The organism is Bacteroides sp. 3_2_5 (genome assembly GCF_000159855.2).
GTDB lineage: Bacteria > Bacteroidota > Bacteroidia > Bacteroidales > Bacteroidaceae > Bacteroides > Bacteroides fragilis.
The window spans coordinates 648599-664859 of record NZ_JH636045.1 but is presented as its reverse complement, the minus strand read 5'-3'; the positions used below and the strand labels follow the sequence as shown (position 1 = coordinate 664859).

The window sequence follows — 16261 nt, the reverse complement described above, 5'->3', positions numbered from 1 at the left end:
TTAGTAAATTGCTTTGGCTACTTCTTTGATACTGTCCACTGCTCCGATGGAGTAGAAATGGATACTGGGCACACCGGCTGCCATCAACTCTTTGCATTGGCTGATGCACCATTCGATGCCTACCTGACGGGCTTCCTCATCGGTTTGGCACTTCAGTGCTTCCTTGGTCAACTCTTCCGGAAGGTCTACCTTGAACGTTTTAGGCACCATATTCAGTTGTGATATCTTTTTAAAGGGCTTAATACCCGGGATGATAGGGATGTCGATACCTGCCTGATGTACCTTTTCTACGAATTCAAAGTACTTTTTGTTATCGTAAAACAGTTGGGTAACGGCATATTCTGCACCGGCTTCCACTTTCTTCTTCAACCAATAGATATCCATATCGATATTAGGAGCTTCTTCATGCTTTTCCGGATAGCAAGCCACACCGTATGAGAAAGGAGTATTAGTCACTTTCATCTCCGATCCGTCTACAAAAATACCTTTGTTGAAGTTATTGATTTGTTGCTGTAGATCCAAAGCATGATGATGTCCGTCTCCCTCAGGAGTAAACACGGTTTCATGTTTGGCTTTATCGCCACGAAGCACTAATAGATCTGTAATACCCAGGAACTGAAGGTCGAGCAGTACATATTCTGTCTCTTCCTGTGTAAACCCGCTACACAAAATGTGGGGTACTACTGTGATGTTGTATTTATTCTGGATGGCAGCAGCTACAGCTACGGTTCCCGGACGTCTTCTCAGGCGGTTGCGCTGAAAAAGTCCGTTGCCTAAATCCCGATATACATACTCACTGCGATGAGTGGTGATGTTGATATACTTTGGGTCGAACTCACGTAAGGTATCTATGGTTTGGTACAACTTCTCGATGCCCGTACCCTTTAAAGGAGGGAGTATTTCGAAAGAGAAAGCTGTTTTTTCGTTGCTATGTATTAAATCAATTACTCTCATTATTTTTTTATTCGTCTTTGCTATCCTTGCAGAAGCATGCATATTGGGACAAAAATACGAAAAAAAGATGAAACGAAATCGTTGTAGAACCTGAAAAGATTGCCTTTGGTCCCAGTTATGATTCTTTTTCTGTTGTTAACCTGAACTTTTAATGAATAGGAGGCAAAACTTTTATAGAAAGATATTTATTGTAACTTGTTTGGAGATATTTAGCTGGTTTGTATAATGCTTACATACAAGCGGTGGCTATTTCAGCTTGAGTTGTAATGGACGGAATGGAGAAATAAGTTTCTACTTCAAGATGATTCAAACATCATTATCTGTATCGGGCTAAACATTATTTCAGTGGAGGGAACTTTTCTATGTTGTTAATGCTATAATGGGGATGATTGATGCAAAACGATTAGGCATAGGGACAAGGAGTGGGTGAGTGTGGTTTATAGAGTAGGCTAAGGTTGATTCATATAGTCTGGCACTGTCCAGAATTTTGTGTAAATAGAAAACTTCAGGATTCAGGTTTTATACTTGAATCCTGTATAGTCTCTTCTCAAATCTATACATCTCCTTATTCTCTTTCTTTCTTTCTTTGAGCAGCTCTCTATTTCCCTAAAAATACCCCTATAACCTCTTTACACAGCCATCCTTTTATCTTTAAAACCAAGACTCCTTACCTTTTAAGCCAACAACACCCCTTGGCTTTAAACCAACATGCCTTTGGTTTGAAAGGTAGGCTTCTCCTGTTTTTACCCTAAATTTTGCTTATGAAAATACTTTATAATGAAACCTTCCTGATCGCAAATGTTCTTCCGGATTGCACCGGCACTTGCTTTAATTGCACCTATACCTGCTCTGATTGCATCCATACCTGCTCTGATCACAACTATACTTACTTCATTTTACACTACCCAATGTCCTGTGGGTTTTAATAGTAAGCTCCTCCCGCTTCCATTCCCAACCTTGCTTTTAAAATCCCCTGCCCCCATACTTGCCCTAATCGCAACTATCCCTTTCGGTCCGGCACTTATCCCTTTTCCCAGTAAACACTCCCTTGTCTCTCTATTGTATTCATCTTCAATTCTTTTCTTCCTTTCTTTTCTTCTCTTCCTATTACTTGATTTAACACCCTGTTAAATCAAGTCTTTTGTCTCCAAATAACAAGGCTTTTAGAAGCAGAAGCCTTGTTATTTCCGTCCTGGAAATAAATGTTTCCCCAACTGCATTAACAATGTTAACGCAGGATTCCGTTCAATTCCCGTTTGATTCTTGTTTGATCCTTGTCTGATTTCTGTTTGACTTCTGCTCAATTTCCATTCACTCCCCGTCTGATTTTCGTTTAATTTCCGTTCACTCTCCATTTGATTCCGGTCCAATCCTCGCCTGATTCCTACCGACTTTTCAGTTTAACCCTGTTTGACTACCATCTGACTCTTATCTGACTTCCGTTTGATTCCCGTTCAATCCTTGTCACAATCCCGTCGTATTTTCTGTTTACCTCCCGTTAAATTCGCTATTTTCTCCTCAATTTCCTCCCGCAAACACTTCTCCTTCTCCCTTTCGCATCCAATCTTCTTTTCCCTCTCCCCTATAAATTTCCCCTATATAATATAATAATGTGTCCCTTTCCTTCCCCGACCTTTCCCTTTTCCATAATCAATTATCAGAACCTTCCTCTCCCTCAGCCCTTTACGTTTTTATTCAAAATATTTTCAAAAAAATCCCCTTTTATATTTGTCTCTTATCTCCTAATGCCTTACTTTTGCATCCGCTTTCCAAGAGACGGACAGCATTTAATTTTGACATGTTGCAACGGCGTAGGACGTGCCTTACAGAATAACAAAAATAATTTCCTTTTTATTTGGATCATTATTATAAAAGTTGTTATCTTTGCAGTCCGATTCGCAGAGCGAGGGCCTTTGGTTGTCTTTTCTTTCCCTTTCGCACAGAGAGGCTTGGAAATAAAAGACGGGCATTGAGAAAAAAAACTTCCCAAAACATTTGGCAGTTTAAAATAAACCCCTTACCTTTGCACCCGCTTTTGAAACGAAGCAGAATTTAAAAAGAAGAGTTCTTTGAAACATTGATAAACAATACAAGTAGTACAAGTCAAATTTAGAACCGTCAATACTTATTATATAGGTATGTAAAAAATGACCGTCAATAAATTTTCGACATCCTGAACAGAGCTAATATTTTCCCTTATTGGGATATATAACAATACTTTTACAATGAAGAGTTTGATCCTGGCTCAGGATGAACGCTAGCTACAGGCTTAACACATGCAAGTCGAGGGGCATCAGGAAGAAAGCTTGCTTTCTTTGCTGGCGACCGGCGCACGGGTGAGTAACACGTATCCAACCTGCCCTTTACTCGGGGATAGCCTTTCGAAAGAAAGATTAATACCCGATAGCATAATGATTCCGCATGGTTTCATTATTAAAGGATTCCGGTAAAGGATGGGGATGCGTTCCATTAGGTTGTTGGTGAGGTAACGGCTCACCAAGCCTTCGATGGATAGGGGTTCTGAGAGGAAGGTCCCCCACATTGGAACTGAGACACGGTCCAAACTCCTACGGGAGGCAGCAGTGAGGAATATTGGTCAATGGGCGCTAGCCTGAACCAGCCAAGTAGCGTGAAGGATGAAGGCTCTATGGGTCGTAAACTTCTTTTATATAAGAATAAAGTGCAGTATGTATACTGTTTTGTATGTATTATATGAATAAGGATCGGCTAACTCCGTGCCAGCAGCCGCGGTAATACGGAGGATCCGAGCGTTATCCGGATTTATTGGGTTTAAAGGGAGCGTAGGTGGACTGGTAAGTCAGTTGTGAAAGTTTGCGGCTCAACCGTAAAATTGCAGTTGATACTGTCAGTCTTGAGTACAGTAGAGGTGGGCGGAATTCGTGGTGTAGCGGTGAAATGCTTAGATATCACGAAGAACTCCGATTGCGAAGGCAGCTCACTGGACTGCAACTGACACTGATGCTCGAAAGTGTGGGTATCAAACAGGATTAGATACCCTGGTAGTCCACACAGTAAACGATGAATACTCGCTGTTTGCGATATACAGTAAGCGGCCAAGCGAAAGCATTAAGTATTCCACCTGGGGAGTACGCCGGCAACGGTGAAACTCAAAGGAATTGACGGGGGCCCGCACAAGCGGAGGAACATGTGGTTTAATTCGATGATACGCGAGGAACCTTACCCGGGCTTAAATTGCAGTGGAATGATGTGGAAACATGTCAGTGAGCAATCACCACTGTGAAGGTGCTGCATGGTTGTCGTCAGCTCGTGCCGTGAGGTGTCGGCTTAAGTGCCATAACGAGCGCAACCCTTATCTTTAGTTACTAACAGGTTATGCTGAGGACTCTAGAGAGACTGCCGTCGTAAGATGTGAGGAAGGTGGGGATGACGTCAAATCAGCACGGCCCTTACGTCCGGGGCTACACACGTGTTACAATGGGGGGTACAGAAGGCAGCTAGCGGGTGACCGTATGCTAATCCCAAAATCCTCTCTCAGTTCGGATCGAAGTCTGCAACCCGACTTCGTGAAGCTGGATTCGCTAGTAATCGCGCATCAGCCACGGCGCGGTGAATACGTTCCCGGGCCTTGTACACACCGCCCGTCAAGCCATGGGAGCCGGGGGTACCTGAAGTACGTAACCGCAAGGATCGTCCTAGGGTAAAACTGGTGACTGGGGCTAAGTCGTAACAAGGTAGCCGTACCGGAAGGTGCGGCTGGAACACCTCCTTTCTGGAGTGATGTTGAAAACGACGTTCATTTCTAGGTTCTAAATTGTACTACTGGTACTTGTTTATTTATAGAATATAGATCGACCGTCTATAGCAATATAGATAGAGATAAACAAGAGAAATGAAAGAAGCCGAGTCTAATAAACAGACAAGGGTTTGAACTCAGTCCTATAGCTCAGTTGGTTAGAGCGCTACACTGATAATGTAGAGGTCGGCAGTTCAACTCTGCCTGGGACTACCAACAGATAGATATTTTATCTTGTATGATTGGGGGATTAGCTCAGCTGGCTAGAGCATCTGCCTTGCACGCAGAGGGTCAACGGTTCGAATCCGTTATTCTCCACTCCGATACCGCAACCTAACATGCTTGCGTGTAATCAAACGATCTTTGACATGATGTACAGAAAAAAGTAAATTTAGTAAGAGCTAAAAGTATATATCGAACCATTGGGTTCATCTCCTTTCAAAGGAAATGATCCCTGGCGATAAAAGAAAGTAAATAAGGGCGCATGGCGGATGCCTTGGCTCTCGGAGGCGATGAAGGACGTGATAAGCTGCGATAAGCTTCGGGTAGGTGCAAATGACCTTTGATCCGAAGATTTCCGAATGGGACAACCCGGCATTCTGAAGGAATGTCATCCAACTTGGTTGGAGGCTAACGCAGGGAACTGAAACATCTTAGTACCTGCAGGAAAAGAAAATAAATAATGATTCCCCTAGTAGTGGCGAGCGAACGGGGATTAGCCCAAACCACCCATGTTACGGCATGTGTGGGGTTGTAGGACCACGCTCTCGCAAGACAGTTATTGAGAAGAAACGACTGGAAAGTCGTGCCATAGACGGTGATAGCCCGGTATTCTAAGGTAACCGAAGCGTAGTGGTATCCTGAGTAGCGCGGAGCACGAGGAATTCTGCGTGAATCAGCCGGGACCATCCGGTAAGGCTAAATACTCCCGAGAGACCGATAGCGAACCAGTACTGTGAAGGAAAGGTGAAAAGCACTTCGAATAGAAGAGTGAAATAGTCCCTGAAACCATGCGCCTACAAGCGGTCGGAGCAGCTTTAGCTGTGACGGCGTGCCTTTTGCATAATGAACCTACGAGTTACTTTTTCCGGCAAGGTTAAGCATCTTGAGATGTGGATCCGAAGCGAAAGCGAGTCTGAACAGGGCGGATAGTCGGAAGGAGTAGACGCGAAACCAAGTGATCTACCCTTGGGCAGGTTGAAGGTTAGGTAACACTAACTGGAGGACCGAACCGATAAGCGTTGAAAAGCTTCCGGATGACCTGAGGGTGGGGGTGAAAGGCTAATCAAACTTGGAGATAGCTCGTACTCCCCGAAATGCATTTAGGTGCAGCCTTGAGAGTTACTAATGTGAGGTAGAGCGACTGATAAGATGCGAGGGCTTCACCGCCTATCAAGTCTTGATAAACTCCGAATGCGCATTAGTTCTATCTCAGGAGTGAGGGCATGGGTGCTAAGGTCCATGTCCTAAAGGAGAAGAATCCAGACCATCAGCTAAGGTCCCCAAATAAACACTAAGTTGAACTAACGAAGTCAGATTGCTAAGACAGCTAGGATGTTGGCTTGGAAGCAGCCATTCATTTAAAGAGTGCGTAACAGCTCACTAGTCGAGGAGTTTGGCGTGGATAATAATCGGGCATTAAGTGTTTTACCGAAGCTATGGGATCCTAATGGATCGGTAGGGGAGCATTCCACTCTGCGTTGAAGGCGAAGCGTGAGCTTTACTGGAGCGTGTGGAAAAGCAAATGTAGGTATAAGTAACGATAAAGGGGGTGAGAAACCCCCTCGCCGCAAGACTAAGGTTTCCTGATCAACGCTAATCGGATCAGGGTTAGTCGGGTCCTAAGGCTCAGCCGAACGGTGAGGCCGATGGCAGAACAGGTTAATATTCCTGTACTACCTGTAGGAGTGATGTGGAGACGGAGGAGTGACAACGCCGCGGACTGACGGAATAGTCCGTTAAAGGGTGTAGATGTTGATTATCCCAGGCAAATCCGGGATAAGAGTCGAACCTGACAGTATACCAATTTCCTCGGAAAACGGTAATAGTGCGTGTAAACATACTCCCAAGAAAATCCGCTAAACTTAATCTTACAGGTACCCGTACCGTAAACGGACACACGTAGTCGGGTTGAATATACTCAGGCGCTTGAGTGAATCACGGTTAAGGAACTAGGCAAATTGACCCTGTAACTTCGGGATAAAGGGTCCCTACCCGGTGACGGGAGGGCGCAGAGAATAGGTCCAGGCAACTGTTTAACAAAAACACAGGGCTGTGCAAAATTGAAAGATCACGTATACAGCCTGACACCTGCCCGGTGCTGGAAGGTTAAGAGGAGATGTCATCGCAAGAGAAGCATTGAATTGAAGCCCCAGTAAACGGCGGCCGTAACTATAACGGTCCTAAGGTAGCGAAATTCCTTGTCGGGTAAGTTCCGACCTGCACGAATGGTGTAATGATCTGGACACTGTCTCAACCGTGAGCTCAGTGAAATTGTAGTATCGGTGAAGATGCCGATTACCCGCGATGGGACGAAAAGACCCCGTGAACCTTTACTATAGCTTAACATTGAATTTGGGTAATTGATGTGTAGGATAGGCCGGAGACTTTGAAGCAGGCACGCCAGTGTTTGTGGAGTCGCTGTTGAAATACGGCCCTTTGGTTATTTGAGTTCTAACTCGCTGATGCGAGGACACTGTTTGGTGGGTAGTTTGACTGGGGTGGTCGCCTCCAAAAGCGTAACGGAGGCTTCTAAAGGTGCCCTCACGCCGATTGGTAACCGGCGGTAGAGTGTAATGGCATAAGGGCGCTTGACTGGGAGACTTACAAGTCGATCAGGTAGGAAACTAGAGCATAGTGATCCGGTGTTTCCGTATGGAAGGGACATCGCTCAAAGGATAAAAGGTACTCCGGGGATAACAGGCTGATCCCTCCCAAGAGCTCATATCGACGGAGGGGTTTGGCACCTCGATGTCGGCTCGTCACATCCTGGGGCTGGAGAAGGTCCCAAGGGTTGGGCTGTTCGCCCATTAAAGTGGCACGCGAGCTGGGTTCAGAACGTCGTGAGACAGTTCGGTCTCTATCTATCGTGGGCGTATGAAATTTGCGTGGCTCTGACACTAGTACGAGAGGACCGTGTTGGACTGACCTCTGGTTTACCGGTTGTGCCGCCAGGTGCATTGCCGGGTATCTAAGTCGGGATTGGATAAGTGCTGAAAGCATCTAAGTACGAAGCCAGCCACAAGATTAGATTTCTTTCAGGGTCGTTGTAGACTACAACGTTGATAGGACGCAGGTGTACAGGTGGTAACATCACAGCCGAGCGTTACTAATTGCCCGATGACTTTCTTTTATCCGCCTTCAATGGTTTATATATCCGTTTAGCTTCACTATTTATATAATAGACCGCTGAATTTACTTTTGTACATTATGTCTGCCTTATTCAGGTGACTATAGCATCAGGGTTCCACCTCTTCCCATTCCGAACAGAGAAGTTAAGCCTGATCACGCCGATGGTACTGCGTAACAGTGGGAGAGTAGGTAGTCGCCGTTTTTTTCAGATGGTTCATCCCCTTCGGTCGAAAGACCGGAGGGGATGACTTGTTTTTGGTAGATTACTTATTTTTATTTATATTTGCAATCGAGTATTTATAAACGTTTAAAGCAAATATTTTAAGTATGAAGACAAAATTCTTTTTAGCTGCTGCAATGGTGGCATTTTCTTTTGCAATGGTTTCATGTGGTGGCAACAAAACAGCTAATTCAGATGCTGCCGCAGACTCGACTTCAGTAGCTGTAGAAGCAGCGGAATCTGCTGCTACTTGCTGTAAAAGTGATTCTGTTGCTTGTGATTCTACAAAAGCTTGTTGCAAAGATAAAGCTGCGTGCGATCAGAAAACAGAGTGCCCTCAGAAAGAAGATTGTGCAAAAAAAGCTTGCGATAAGAAATAATCAGCAAGTAGCGACCGTATAATTGAATGGGAATAAGGTATCTGACAGTACTTTATTCCCATTTTTTGTAGGTGAATCTATAGACTTTGGTTGTGATATATTTGTTATTATAATGGTGTTATTCTTATGAAATGATATTTTTATCAATAAAAAAGTAACGTATTATTTGGAGGCTAAGAAATAATCTCTACCTTTGCATCGTCAAACATTAAAAGAGACAATTAATATGAATCAATCATTTATACATATTCTACTGTGTGGTATTATTATTCTGCTGGCAAAGGTCGGGGGAAGTGAGTGTCGCGCGTAAATGTGTATAATGAAAATATACGAAAGCCTTTCTCACTTCCTTGTGTGAAAGGCTTTTTTGATGGTGTATAATCAGATTAAAATAAAAGAATATGAGCGACAGATTATTTATTTTCGATACCACCCTTCGTGATGGTGAACAAGTACCGGGATGCCAATTGAATACAGTGGAAAAAATTCAGGTGGCAAAGGCTTTGGAAGTTTTGGGGGTAGATGTGATTGAAGCAGGTTTTCCTATTTCCAGTCCGGGTGACTTTAATTCTGTGATTGAAATTTCAAAGGCTGTGACGTGGCCTACAATTTGTGCGCTGACACGTGCGGTGCAAAAAGATATAGATGTAGCTGTGGATGCTTTGAAATTTGCTAAGCATAAGCGTATTCATACGGGAATCGGAACTTCAGATTCGCATATCAAATATAAGTTTAACTCAACTCGAGAGGAAATCATAGAACGTGCTGTAGCAGCGGTGAAATATGCCCGTCGATTTGTAGATGATGTGGAATTCTACGCGGAGGATGCCGGACGTACGGATAATGAATATCTGGCCCGTGTGATCGAGGCAGTTATTAAAGCAGGAGCTACTGTAGTGAATATTCCGGATACGACGGGATATTGTCTGCCTTCAGAGTATGGAGCGAAAATTAAATATTTGGTAGATCATGTAGCAGGTATCGAGAATGCGATTATTTCTACCCACTGTCATAATGACTTGGGAATGGCTACTGCCAACACGATGGCCGGTATATTGAACGGTGCCCGTCAGGTAGAAGTTACCATCAACGGTATCGGTGAACGTGCCGGAAATACAGCCCTTGAAGAGATAGCAATGATTATTAAGAGCCATCACGAGATTGATATTGAGACGAATATCAATACTCAGAAGATTTATCCTACCAGCCGCATGGTATCGAGTCTGATGAATATGCCGGTACAGGCTAATAAGGCCATTGTGGGACGCAATGCATTTGCACATTCTTCGGGTATCCATCAGGATGGAGTACTTAAGAATGTGCAGACTTATGAAATAATTGATCCGCATGATGTAGGTATTGATGATAATTCTATTGTGTTGACTGCCCGTAGCGGACGTGCTGCCTTGAAAAATCGCCTTTCCATTCTGGGTGTGACACTGGATCAGGAAAAACTGGATAAAGTATATGAAGAATTCCTGAAACTTGCCGACCGCAAGAAAGATATTCATGATGATGATATTCTGGTATTGGCGGGTGCAGACAGAAGTGGTAACCATCGCATCAAATTGGAATATCTTCAGGTGACCAGCGGAGTAGGAGTCCGTTCTGTTGCCAGCCTCGGATTGAATATTGCCGGAGAGAAATTTGAAGCGGCTGCCAGTGGTAATGGTCCGGTAGATGCCGCCATCAAGGCTCTGAAGCGTATTATTGACCGTCATATGACTCTGAAGGAATTTACAATTCAGGCCATTAGTAAAGGAAGTGACGATGTGGGCAAGGTACACATGCAGGTTGAATATGATAATCAGATGTACTATGGATTTGGTGCGAATACGGATATTATCGCTGCATCGGTAGAAGCTTATATCGACTGTATTAACAAGTTTACTAAATGATGTGACTCCAAACGTAATTTGTAAATCATAAAATAATAAATAAAAAGATGAATACATTATTTGATAAAATATGGGATGCACACGTAGTGACTACAGTGGAAGATGGCCCTACACAGCTCTATATCGACAGATTATATTGTCATGAAGTAACCAGTCCTCAAGCTTTTGCCGGATTGCGTGCACGCGGGATTAAGGTGTTTCGTCCGGAGAAAGTATATTGTATGCCAGACCATAATACGCCGACTCACGATCAGGATAAACCCATTGAAGATCCTGTTTCAAAGACTCAGGTGGATACACTGACTAAGAATGCAGCTGATTTTGGTTTGACTCATTATGGAATGATGGACAAGCGGAATGGTATTATCCATGTGGTTGGTCCGGAGCGAGGACTTACTTTACCTGGGATGACCATTGTTTGCGGCGATTCACATACTTCCACTCACGGCGCGATGGGAGCGGTTGCTTTTGGTATCGGTACAAGTGAGGTCGAAATGGTACTTGCTTCTCAGTGTATTTTGCAGTCACGTCCCAAGACCATGCGCATCACGGTGGATGGTAAGTTGGGCAAGGGAGTAACAGCCAAAGACATCGCTCTCTATATGATGTCGAAAATGACAACGAGTGGTGCGACCGGATATTTTGTAGAATATGCGGGTGAAGCGATCCGTAGCCTTACAATGGAAGGTCGGTTGACGCTCTGCAACCTTTCTATTGAGATGGGGGCCCGTGGAGGTATGATTGCACCGGATGAAGTGACTTTCGAATATATCAAAGGCCGTGAGAATGCACCTCAGGGAGAAGAATGGGATCAGGCAGTGCAGTATTGGAAAACTCTGAAGAGTGAAGATGATGCGGTTTTTGATAAAGAAGTTCATTTTGATGCTGCGGATATTGAGCCGATGATTACTTATGGAACTAATCCGGGTATGGGTATGGGCATTACGCAGCATATTCCTACAACGGATGGAATGAATGAAACAACCAAAGCTTCATTCCTGAAATCTTTGGATTATATGGGATTTCAGCCGGGGGAAGCATTGTTGGGGAAGAAGATTGATTATGTGTTTCTGGGTGCTTGTACGAATGGGCGTATCGAAGATTTCCGTGCATTTGCTTCTATTGTGAAAGGACATCAGAAAGCTGAACATGTGATAGCATGGCTAGTGCCGGGCTCTTGGATGGTTGATGCCCAGATACGCGAAGAAGGATTGGATAAGATTCTGGAGGATGCCGGTTTTGCTATTCGTCAACCGGGATGTTCGGCTTGCTTGGCTATGAATGATGATAAGATTCCTGCCGGAAAGTATTCGGTTTCTACCAGTAATCGTAACTTTGAAGGACGTCAGGGACCCGGAGCGCGTACACTATTAGCTAGTCCGCTTGTGGCAGCTGCCGCTGCGATAACGGGAGTGATAGCTGACCCGAGGGAACTGATGTAATGGTCAATGTAGCGATCGTAGATTTACCGGCCAAGGAGTTTGTGAATAAAGATCGTTTGCATAATAAGTCGAAGTTATTTAAATCGCAAATGTTTAAATTGTAAATAAAAAGATGAAAGCAAAATTCAATATACTCACAAGTACTTGTGTACCTCTCCCATTGGAGAATGTAGATACGGACCAGATTATACCTGCACGTTTTTTGAAAGCTACAACGAAGGAAGGCTTTGGAGAAAACTTATTTCGGGACTGGTGTTATGATAAACAGGGGAATAAAATTGACTCGTTCGTATTGAATGATCCCACATATGGGGGACAAATTCTCGTAGCCGGAAAAAATTTTGGCTCAGGATCCAGTCGTGAACATGCTGCCTGGGCTATCGCTGATTACGGTTTTCGTGTTGTAGTAAGTAGCTTCTTTGCGGATATTCATAAAAACAACGAATTGAATAATTTCGTTCTTCCGGTTGTGGTAACTGAAGAATTTTTAGCCGAACTGTTCGATTCTATCTTTAAAAATCCTAAGATGGAAGTGGAAGTGAACTTACCGGAACAGACTATCACGAATAAAGCCACCGGAAAAAGTGAGCATTTTGAAATCAATGCCTACAAGAAGCATTGTCTGATGAACGGACTTGACGATATAGACTTCTTGTTGACTAATAAAGATAAAATAGAACAATGGGAAAAGGCGTCAAAATAGAAATCATGGACACAACCCTCCGCGATGGTGAACAGACCAGCGGAGTATCGTTTGTGCCCCATGAAAAACTAATGATTGCCCGACTTCTGCTGGAGGAGTTGAAAGTAGATCGTGTGGAGGTGGCTTCGGCACGTGTGTCCGACGGAGAATTTGATGCGGTAAAGATGATATGTGACTGGGCCGCCCGCAGAAATCTGCTACAAAAAGTAGAGGTACTGGGATTTGTCGACGGACATACTTCACTAGATTGGATTCATGCTACGGGATGTCGTGTTATTAATTTGCTGTGTAAAGGTTCGCTGAAACATTGTACTTGTCAGTTAAAGAAAACACCGGAAAAGCATATCGAAGACATTCTTGCCGTGGTAGATTATGCTAACGAACTCGATATTGAAGTCAACGTGTATTTGGAAGACTGGAGTAACGGTATGAAGGATTCTCCCGAATATGTATTCCGGATTGTGGACGCATTGAAAGAGACTACCATTAAACGATTCATGCTACCCGATACATTAGGAATACTGAATCCGCTTCAAGTGATTGAGTTTATGCGGAAGATGAAGAAACGTTATCCTGATACCCATTTTGACTTCCATGCACACAATGATTACGATCTGGCTGTAAGTAATGTACTTGCTGCCGTGCTAAGTGGTGTCAAAGGACTGCATACGACGATCAATGGTTTGGGCGAACGAGCCGGTAATGCACCTTTAGCAAGCGTACAAGCTATTTTGAAGGATCATTTCAACGCTATTACCAATATAGACGAGAGTCGGCTGAATGATGTAAGTCGCGTGGTCGAATCGTATTCGGGTATTGTGATACCTGCCAACAAGCCGATTGTCGGTGAGAATGTTTTTACGCAAGTGGCCGGAGTACATGCCGACGGAGATAATAAAAGTAATCTCTATTGCAATGATTTGCTTCCCGAGCGGTTCGGACGTGTGCGCGAATACGCTTTGGGGAAAACTTCCGGTAAGGCCAATATCCGTAAGAATCTTGAAAGCCTGGGACTCGAGTTGGACGAAGAGTCCATGAAAAAAGTTACGGAGCGGATCATTGAACTGGGTGATAAGAAAGAGTTGGTTACTCAGGAGGATTTACCTTATATCATCTCTGACGTGCTGAAGCATGATGGCATGAGTAATAAAGTGAAGTTGAAAAGCTACTTTGTCACTTTAGCACACGGATTGAAACCGATGGCAACGCTGAGTATCGAAATCGACGGTCAGGTTTACGAAGAAAGTTCTTCCGGCGATGGACAGTATGATGCTTTTGTACGTGCTCTGCGTAAGATTTATAAAGTGACTTTGGGACGTAAGTTCCCTATGCTGATCAACTATGCTGTAAGTATCCCTCCCGGAGGGCGAACAGATGCTTTTGTGCAAACCGTTATCACCTGGAGTTTTGGTGAAAAGGTGTTCCGTACCCGTGGGTTGGATGCTGACCAGACAGAGGCTGCTATTAAAGCTACCATAAAAATGCTGAATATAATAGAAGAATATTAATTATTGAATAATATGGATTTTAAAATTGCTGTATTAGCCGGTGACGGTATCGGGCCGGAAATCTCTGTACAAGGTGTGGAGGTAATGAGTGCCGTCTGTGAGAAGTTTGGACATAAAGTAAACTATGAATATGCCATTTGCGGTGCGGATGCCATTGATAAAGTAGGCGATCCTTTTCCGGAAGAAACTTACCGGGTTTGTAAGAATGCCGATGCAGTTCTTTTTTCGGCCGTAGGTGATCCTAAGTTTGATAATGACCCGACTGCCAAGGTGCGTCCGGAGCAGGGGCTACTGGCTATGCGTAAAAAACTCGGCTTATTTGCCAATATCCGTCCTGTCCAAACATTTAAGTGTTTGGTGCACAAGTCTCCTCTTCGTGCAGAGTTAGTAGAAGGAGCCGATTTTCTGTGTATTCGTGAATTGACCGGAGGTATGTATTTTGGTGAAAAATATCAGGATAATGACAAAGCATACGACACGAATATGTATACACGTCCTGAGATAGAACGTATCTTGAAAGTCGGTTTCGAATATGCTATGAAGCGTCGTAAGCACTTGACTGTTGTAGATAAAGCTAATGTGCTTGCTTCCAGTCGTCTATGGAGGCAGATTGCACAAGAAATGGCGCCGCAGTATCCGGAGGTGACCACTGATTATATGTTTGTGGATAATGCTGCAATGAAGATGATTCAGGAGCCTAAATTTTTTGATGTGATGGTGACGGAGAATACCTTTGGTGATATTCTTACCGATGAAGGGTCTGTCATCAGTGGCTCTATGGGGTTGCTTCCGTCTGCTTCTACAGGTGAGAGTACTCCGGTGTTCGAGCCGATTCACGGTTCGTGGCCGCAAGCAAAAGGCTTGAATATCGCTAATCCGCTAGCGCAAATTCTTTCGGTGGCCATGCTGTTCGAATACTTCGATTGTAAAGCTGAAGGTGCGTTGATCCGCAAAGCAGTTGATGCTTCTTTGGATGCTAATGTACGTACACCCGAGATTCAAGTGGAAGGTGGTGAAAAATTTGGTACGAAAGAAGTAGGGGCATGGATTGTTGATTACATCCGGAAAGCATGATTTAGTTTTCAGATTTATAAAACAGATAACAATGCCGGAGAAAATCTTATCTTTCTCCGGCATTCTTCTTATATTCTAATTCTGTATGAATGTTATAATCCGGTTCCTTTTTTTCTTTTTGTGCTATAAAAACATAAATTAGATTTGGATTGTTGTTTCAATAATCCTATTTTATTTCATATTTTTTGTACTTTTGCGGGATATTTACAATGAGGCAATGAATAAAACGATCAATTATCAACTGACTATCGTTGTTCCTGTATACAACGAAGAAGACAATATCTACTCTTTGGAACAGAAATTGGGAGAGTTTTTACCCAAATCTATTTGTACGGCCTGTGTGTTGTTTGTGAATGACGGTTCGCGTGACAACAGTAAGCAGCGTATTATGGAGGTATGCGCACGTAACAAGGATTTCTTTTATATGGATTTAGCAAAAAATTCCGGATTAAGTGCTGCTATGAAAGCAGGTATCGACTATACAGAGTCGGTATATGTAGGGTATATGGATGCCGACCTTCAGACTACTCCCGAAGATTTCAATCTGTTGCTGAAAGATATTGCTGATTATCAGCTGGTGATGGGAATCCGCGCCAATCGTAAAGATTCTTTTTTCAAGAATCTGCAATCGAAGATTGCCAATGGTTTCAGAAGAATGATGACCAATGACGGTGTGCAGGATACCGGTTGTCCTCTGAAGGTTTTGCATACAGCCTATGCCAAACGTATTCCGTTCTTTACGGGTATGCATCGTTTTCTTCCGGCATTGATCTTGTTGCAAGATGCTAAAATCAAGCAAATTCCAGTTCGCCATTTTCCTCGTGTAGCAGGTACATCCAAATATCATTTGTGGAACCGGTTGGTTTCTCCTTTTCTTGATTGCTTTGCCTATCGTTGGATGAAAAAGAGATATATTAACTATCGTATCGGTGACAATAACTTAATAGCGTAAATTT

At 43.6% G+C, this 16261-nt stretch carries 8 protein-coding genes, 2 tRNA genes and 3 rRNA genes; 12 read left to right on the top strand and 1 reads right to left on the bottom strand.

Annotation, left to right across the window (positions count from 1 at the left end):
* Window positions 1-954 carry a methylenetetrahydrofolate reductase [NAD(P)H] gene (gene metF / locus BSHG_RS02290; RefSeq protein WP_005792069.1) on the bottom strand — a complete coding sequence of 318 codons (954 nt, stop codon included), beginning with the start codon at window positions 952-954 and terminating at the stop codon, window positions 1-3.
* A 2222-nt stretch (window positions 955-3176) separates the two neighbouring features.
* Between metF and BSHG_RS02295 the strand changes: the two genes are divergently transcribed.
* From BSHG_RS02295 to BSHG_RS02350, 12 genes are all read left to right on the top strand, one after another.
* A 16S ribosomal RNA gene (locus BSHG_RS02295) occupies window positions 3177-4705 on the top strand.
* A 163-nt stretch (window positions 4706-4868) separates the two neighbouring features.
* Window positions 4869-4945: transfer RNA gene (locus tag BSHG_RS02300), tRNA-Ile, on the top strand.
* A gap of 28 nt (window positions 4946-4973) precedes the next feature.
* Window positions 4974-5047: transfer RNA gene (locus BSHG_RS02305), tRNA-Ala, on the top strand.
* A 146-nt stretch (window positions 5048-5193) separates the two neighbouring features.
* Window positions 5194-8081 (top strand): 23S ribosomal RNA (locus tag BSHG_RS02310).
* Window positions 8082-8171: 90 nt separating this feature from the next.
* Window positions 8172-8282: ribosomal RNA gene (rrf, locus tag BSHG_RS02315) — 5S ribosomal RNA — on the top strand.
* The 16S, 23S and 5S rRNA genes sit together here with 2 tRNA genes alongside, the layout of an rRNA operon.
* Window positions 8283-8407: 125 nt before the next feature.
* On the top strand, window positions 8408-8680 hold the full coding sequence (locus tag BSHG_RS02320) for a hypothetical protein (RefSeq protein ID WP_005802694.1): 273 nt from the start codon (window positions 8408-8410) through the stop codon (window positions 8678-8680).
* Between the two features lie 401 nt (window positions 8681-9081).
* Entirely contained in the window at window positions 9082-10578 is a 1497-nt protein-coding gene (locus BSHG_RS02325; RefSeq protein WP_005789851.1) for a 2-isopropylmalate synthase, read from the top strand.
* A gap of 47 nt (window positions 10579-10625) precedes the next feature.
* Window positions 10626-12020, top strand: coding sequence for a 3-isopropylmalate dehydratase large subunit (gene leuC, locus BSHG_RS02330; protein WP_005799043.1), 1395 nt, complete (start codon window positions 10626-10628; stop codon window positions 12018-12020).
* A 112-nt stretch (window positions 12021-12132) separates the two neighbouring features.
* Entirely contained in the window at window positions 12133-12723 is a 591-nt protein-coding gene (leuD, locus tag BSHG_RS02335; RefSeq protein ID WP_008661317.1) for a 3-isopropylmalate dehydratase small subunit, read from the top strand.
* Window positions 12702-14231, top strand: coding sequence for an alpha-isopropylmalate synthase regulatory domain-containing protein (locus BSHG_RS02340; RefSeq protein ID WP_005789843.1), 1530 nt, complete (start codon window positions 12702-12704; stop codon window positions 14229-14231). Before leuD ends, BSHG_RS02340 begins: the two co-directional genes overlap by 22 nt.
* 12 nt (window positions 14232-14243) lie before the next feature.
* Window positions 14244-15305, top strand: coding sequence for a 3-isopropylmalate dehydrogenase (gene leuB / locus BSHG_RS02345; protein WP_005789841.1), 1062 nt, complete (start codon window positions 14244-14246; stop codon window positions 15303-15305).
* Window positions 15306-15522: 217 nt separating this feature from the next.
* Entirely contained in the window at window positions 15523-16257 is a 735-nt protein-coding gene (locus tag BSHG_RS02350; RefSeq protein ID WP_005789838.1) for a glycosyltransferase, read from the top strand.
* Window positions 16258-16261 lie beyond the last annotated feature (4 nt).

Excerpts from the sequence above, each read along its gene's own strand:
- BSHG_RS02340 (WP_005789843.1), top strand. The coding sequence starts at position 12,702 with ATGGGAAAAGGCGTCAAAATAGAAATCATGGACACAACCCTCCGCGAT.
- BSHG_RS02325 (WP_005789851.1), top strand. The coding sequence starts at position 9,082 with ATGAGCGACAGATTATTTATTTTCGATACCACCCTTCGTGATGGTGAA.
- metF (WP_005792069.1), bottom strand. The coding sequence starts at position 954 with ATGAGAGTAATTGATTTAATACATAGCAACGAAAAAACAGCTTTCTCT.
- leuD (WP_008661317.1), top strand. The coding sequence starts at position 12,133 with ATGAAAGCAAAATTCAATATACTCACAAGTACTTGTGTACCTCTCCCA.
- leuC (WP_005799043.1), top strand. The coding sequence starts at position 10,626 with ATGAATACATTATTTGATAAAATATGGGATGCACACGTAGTGACTACA.
- BSHG_RS02350 (WP_005789838.1), top strand. The coding sequence starts at position 15,523 with ATGAATAAAACGATCAATTATCAACTGACTATCGTTGTTCCTGTATAC.
- leuB (WP_005789841.1), top strand. The coding sequence starts at position 14,244 with ATGGATTTTAAAATTGCTGTATTAGCCGGTGACGGTATCGGGCCGGAA.
- BSHG_RS02320 (WP_005802694.1), top strand. The coding sequence starts at position 8,408 with ATGAAGACAAAATTCTTTTTAGCTGCTGCAATGGTGGCATTTTCTTTT.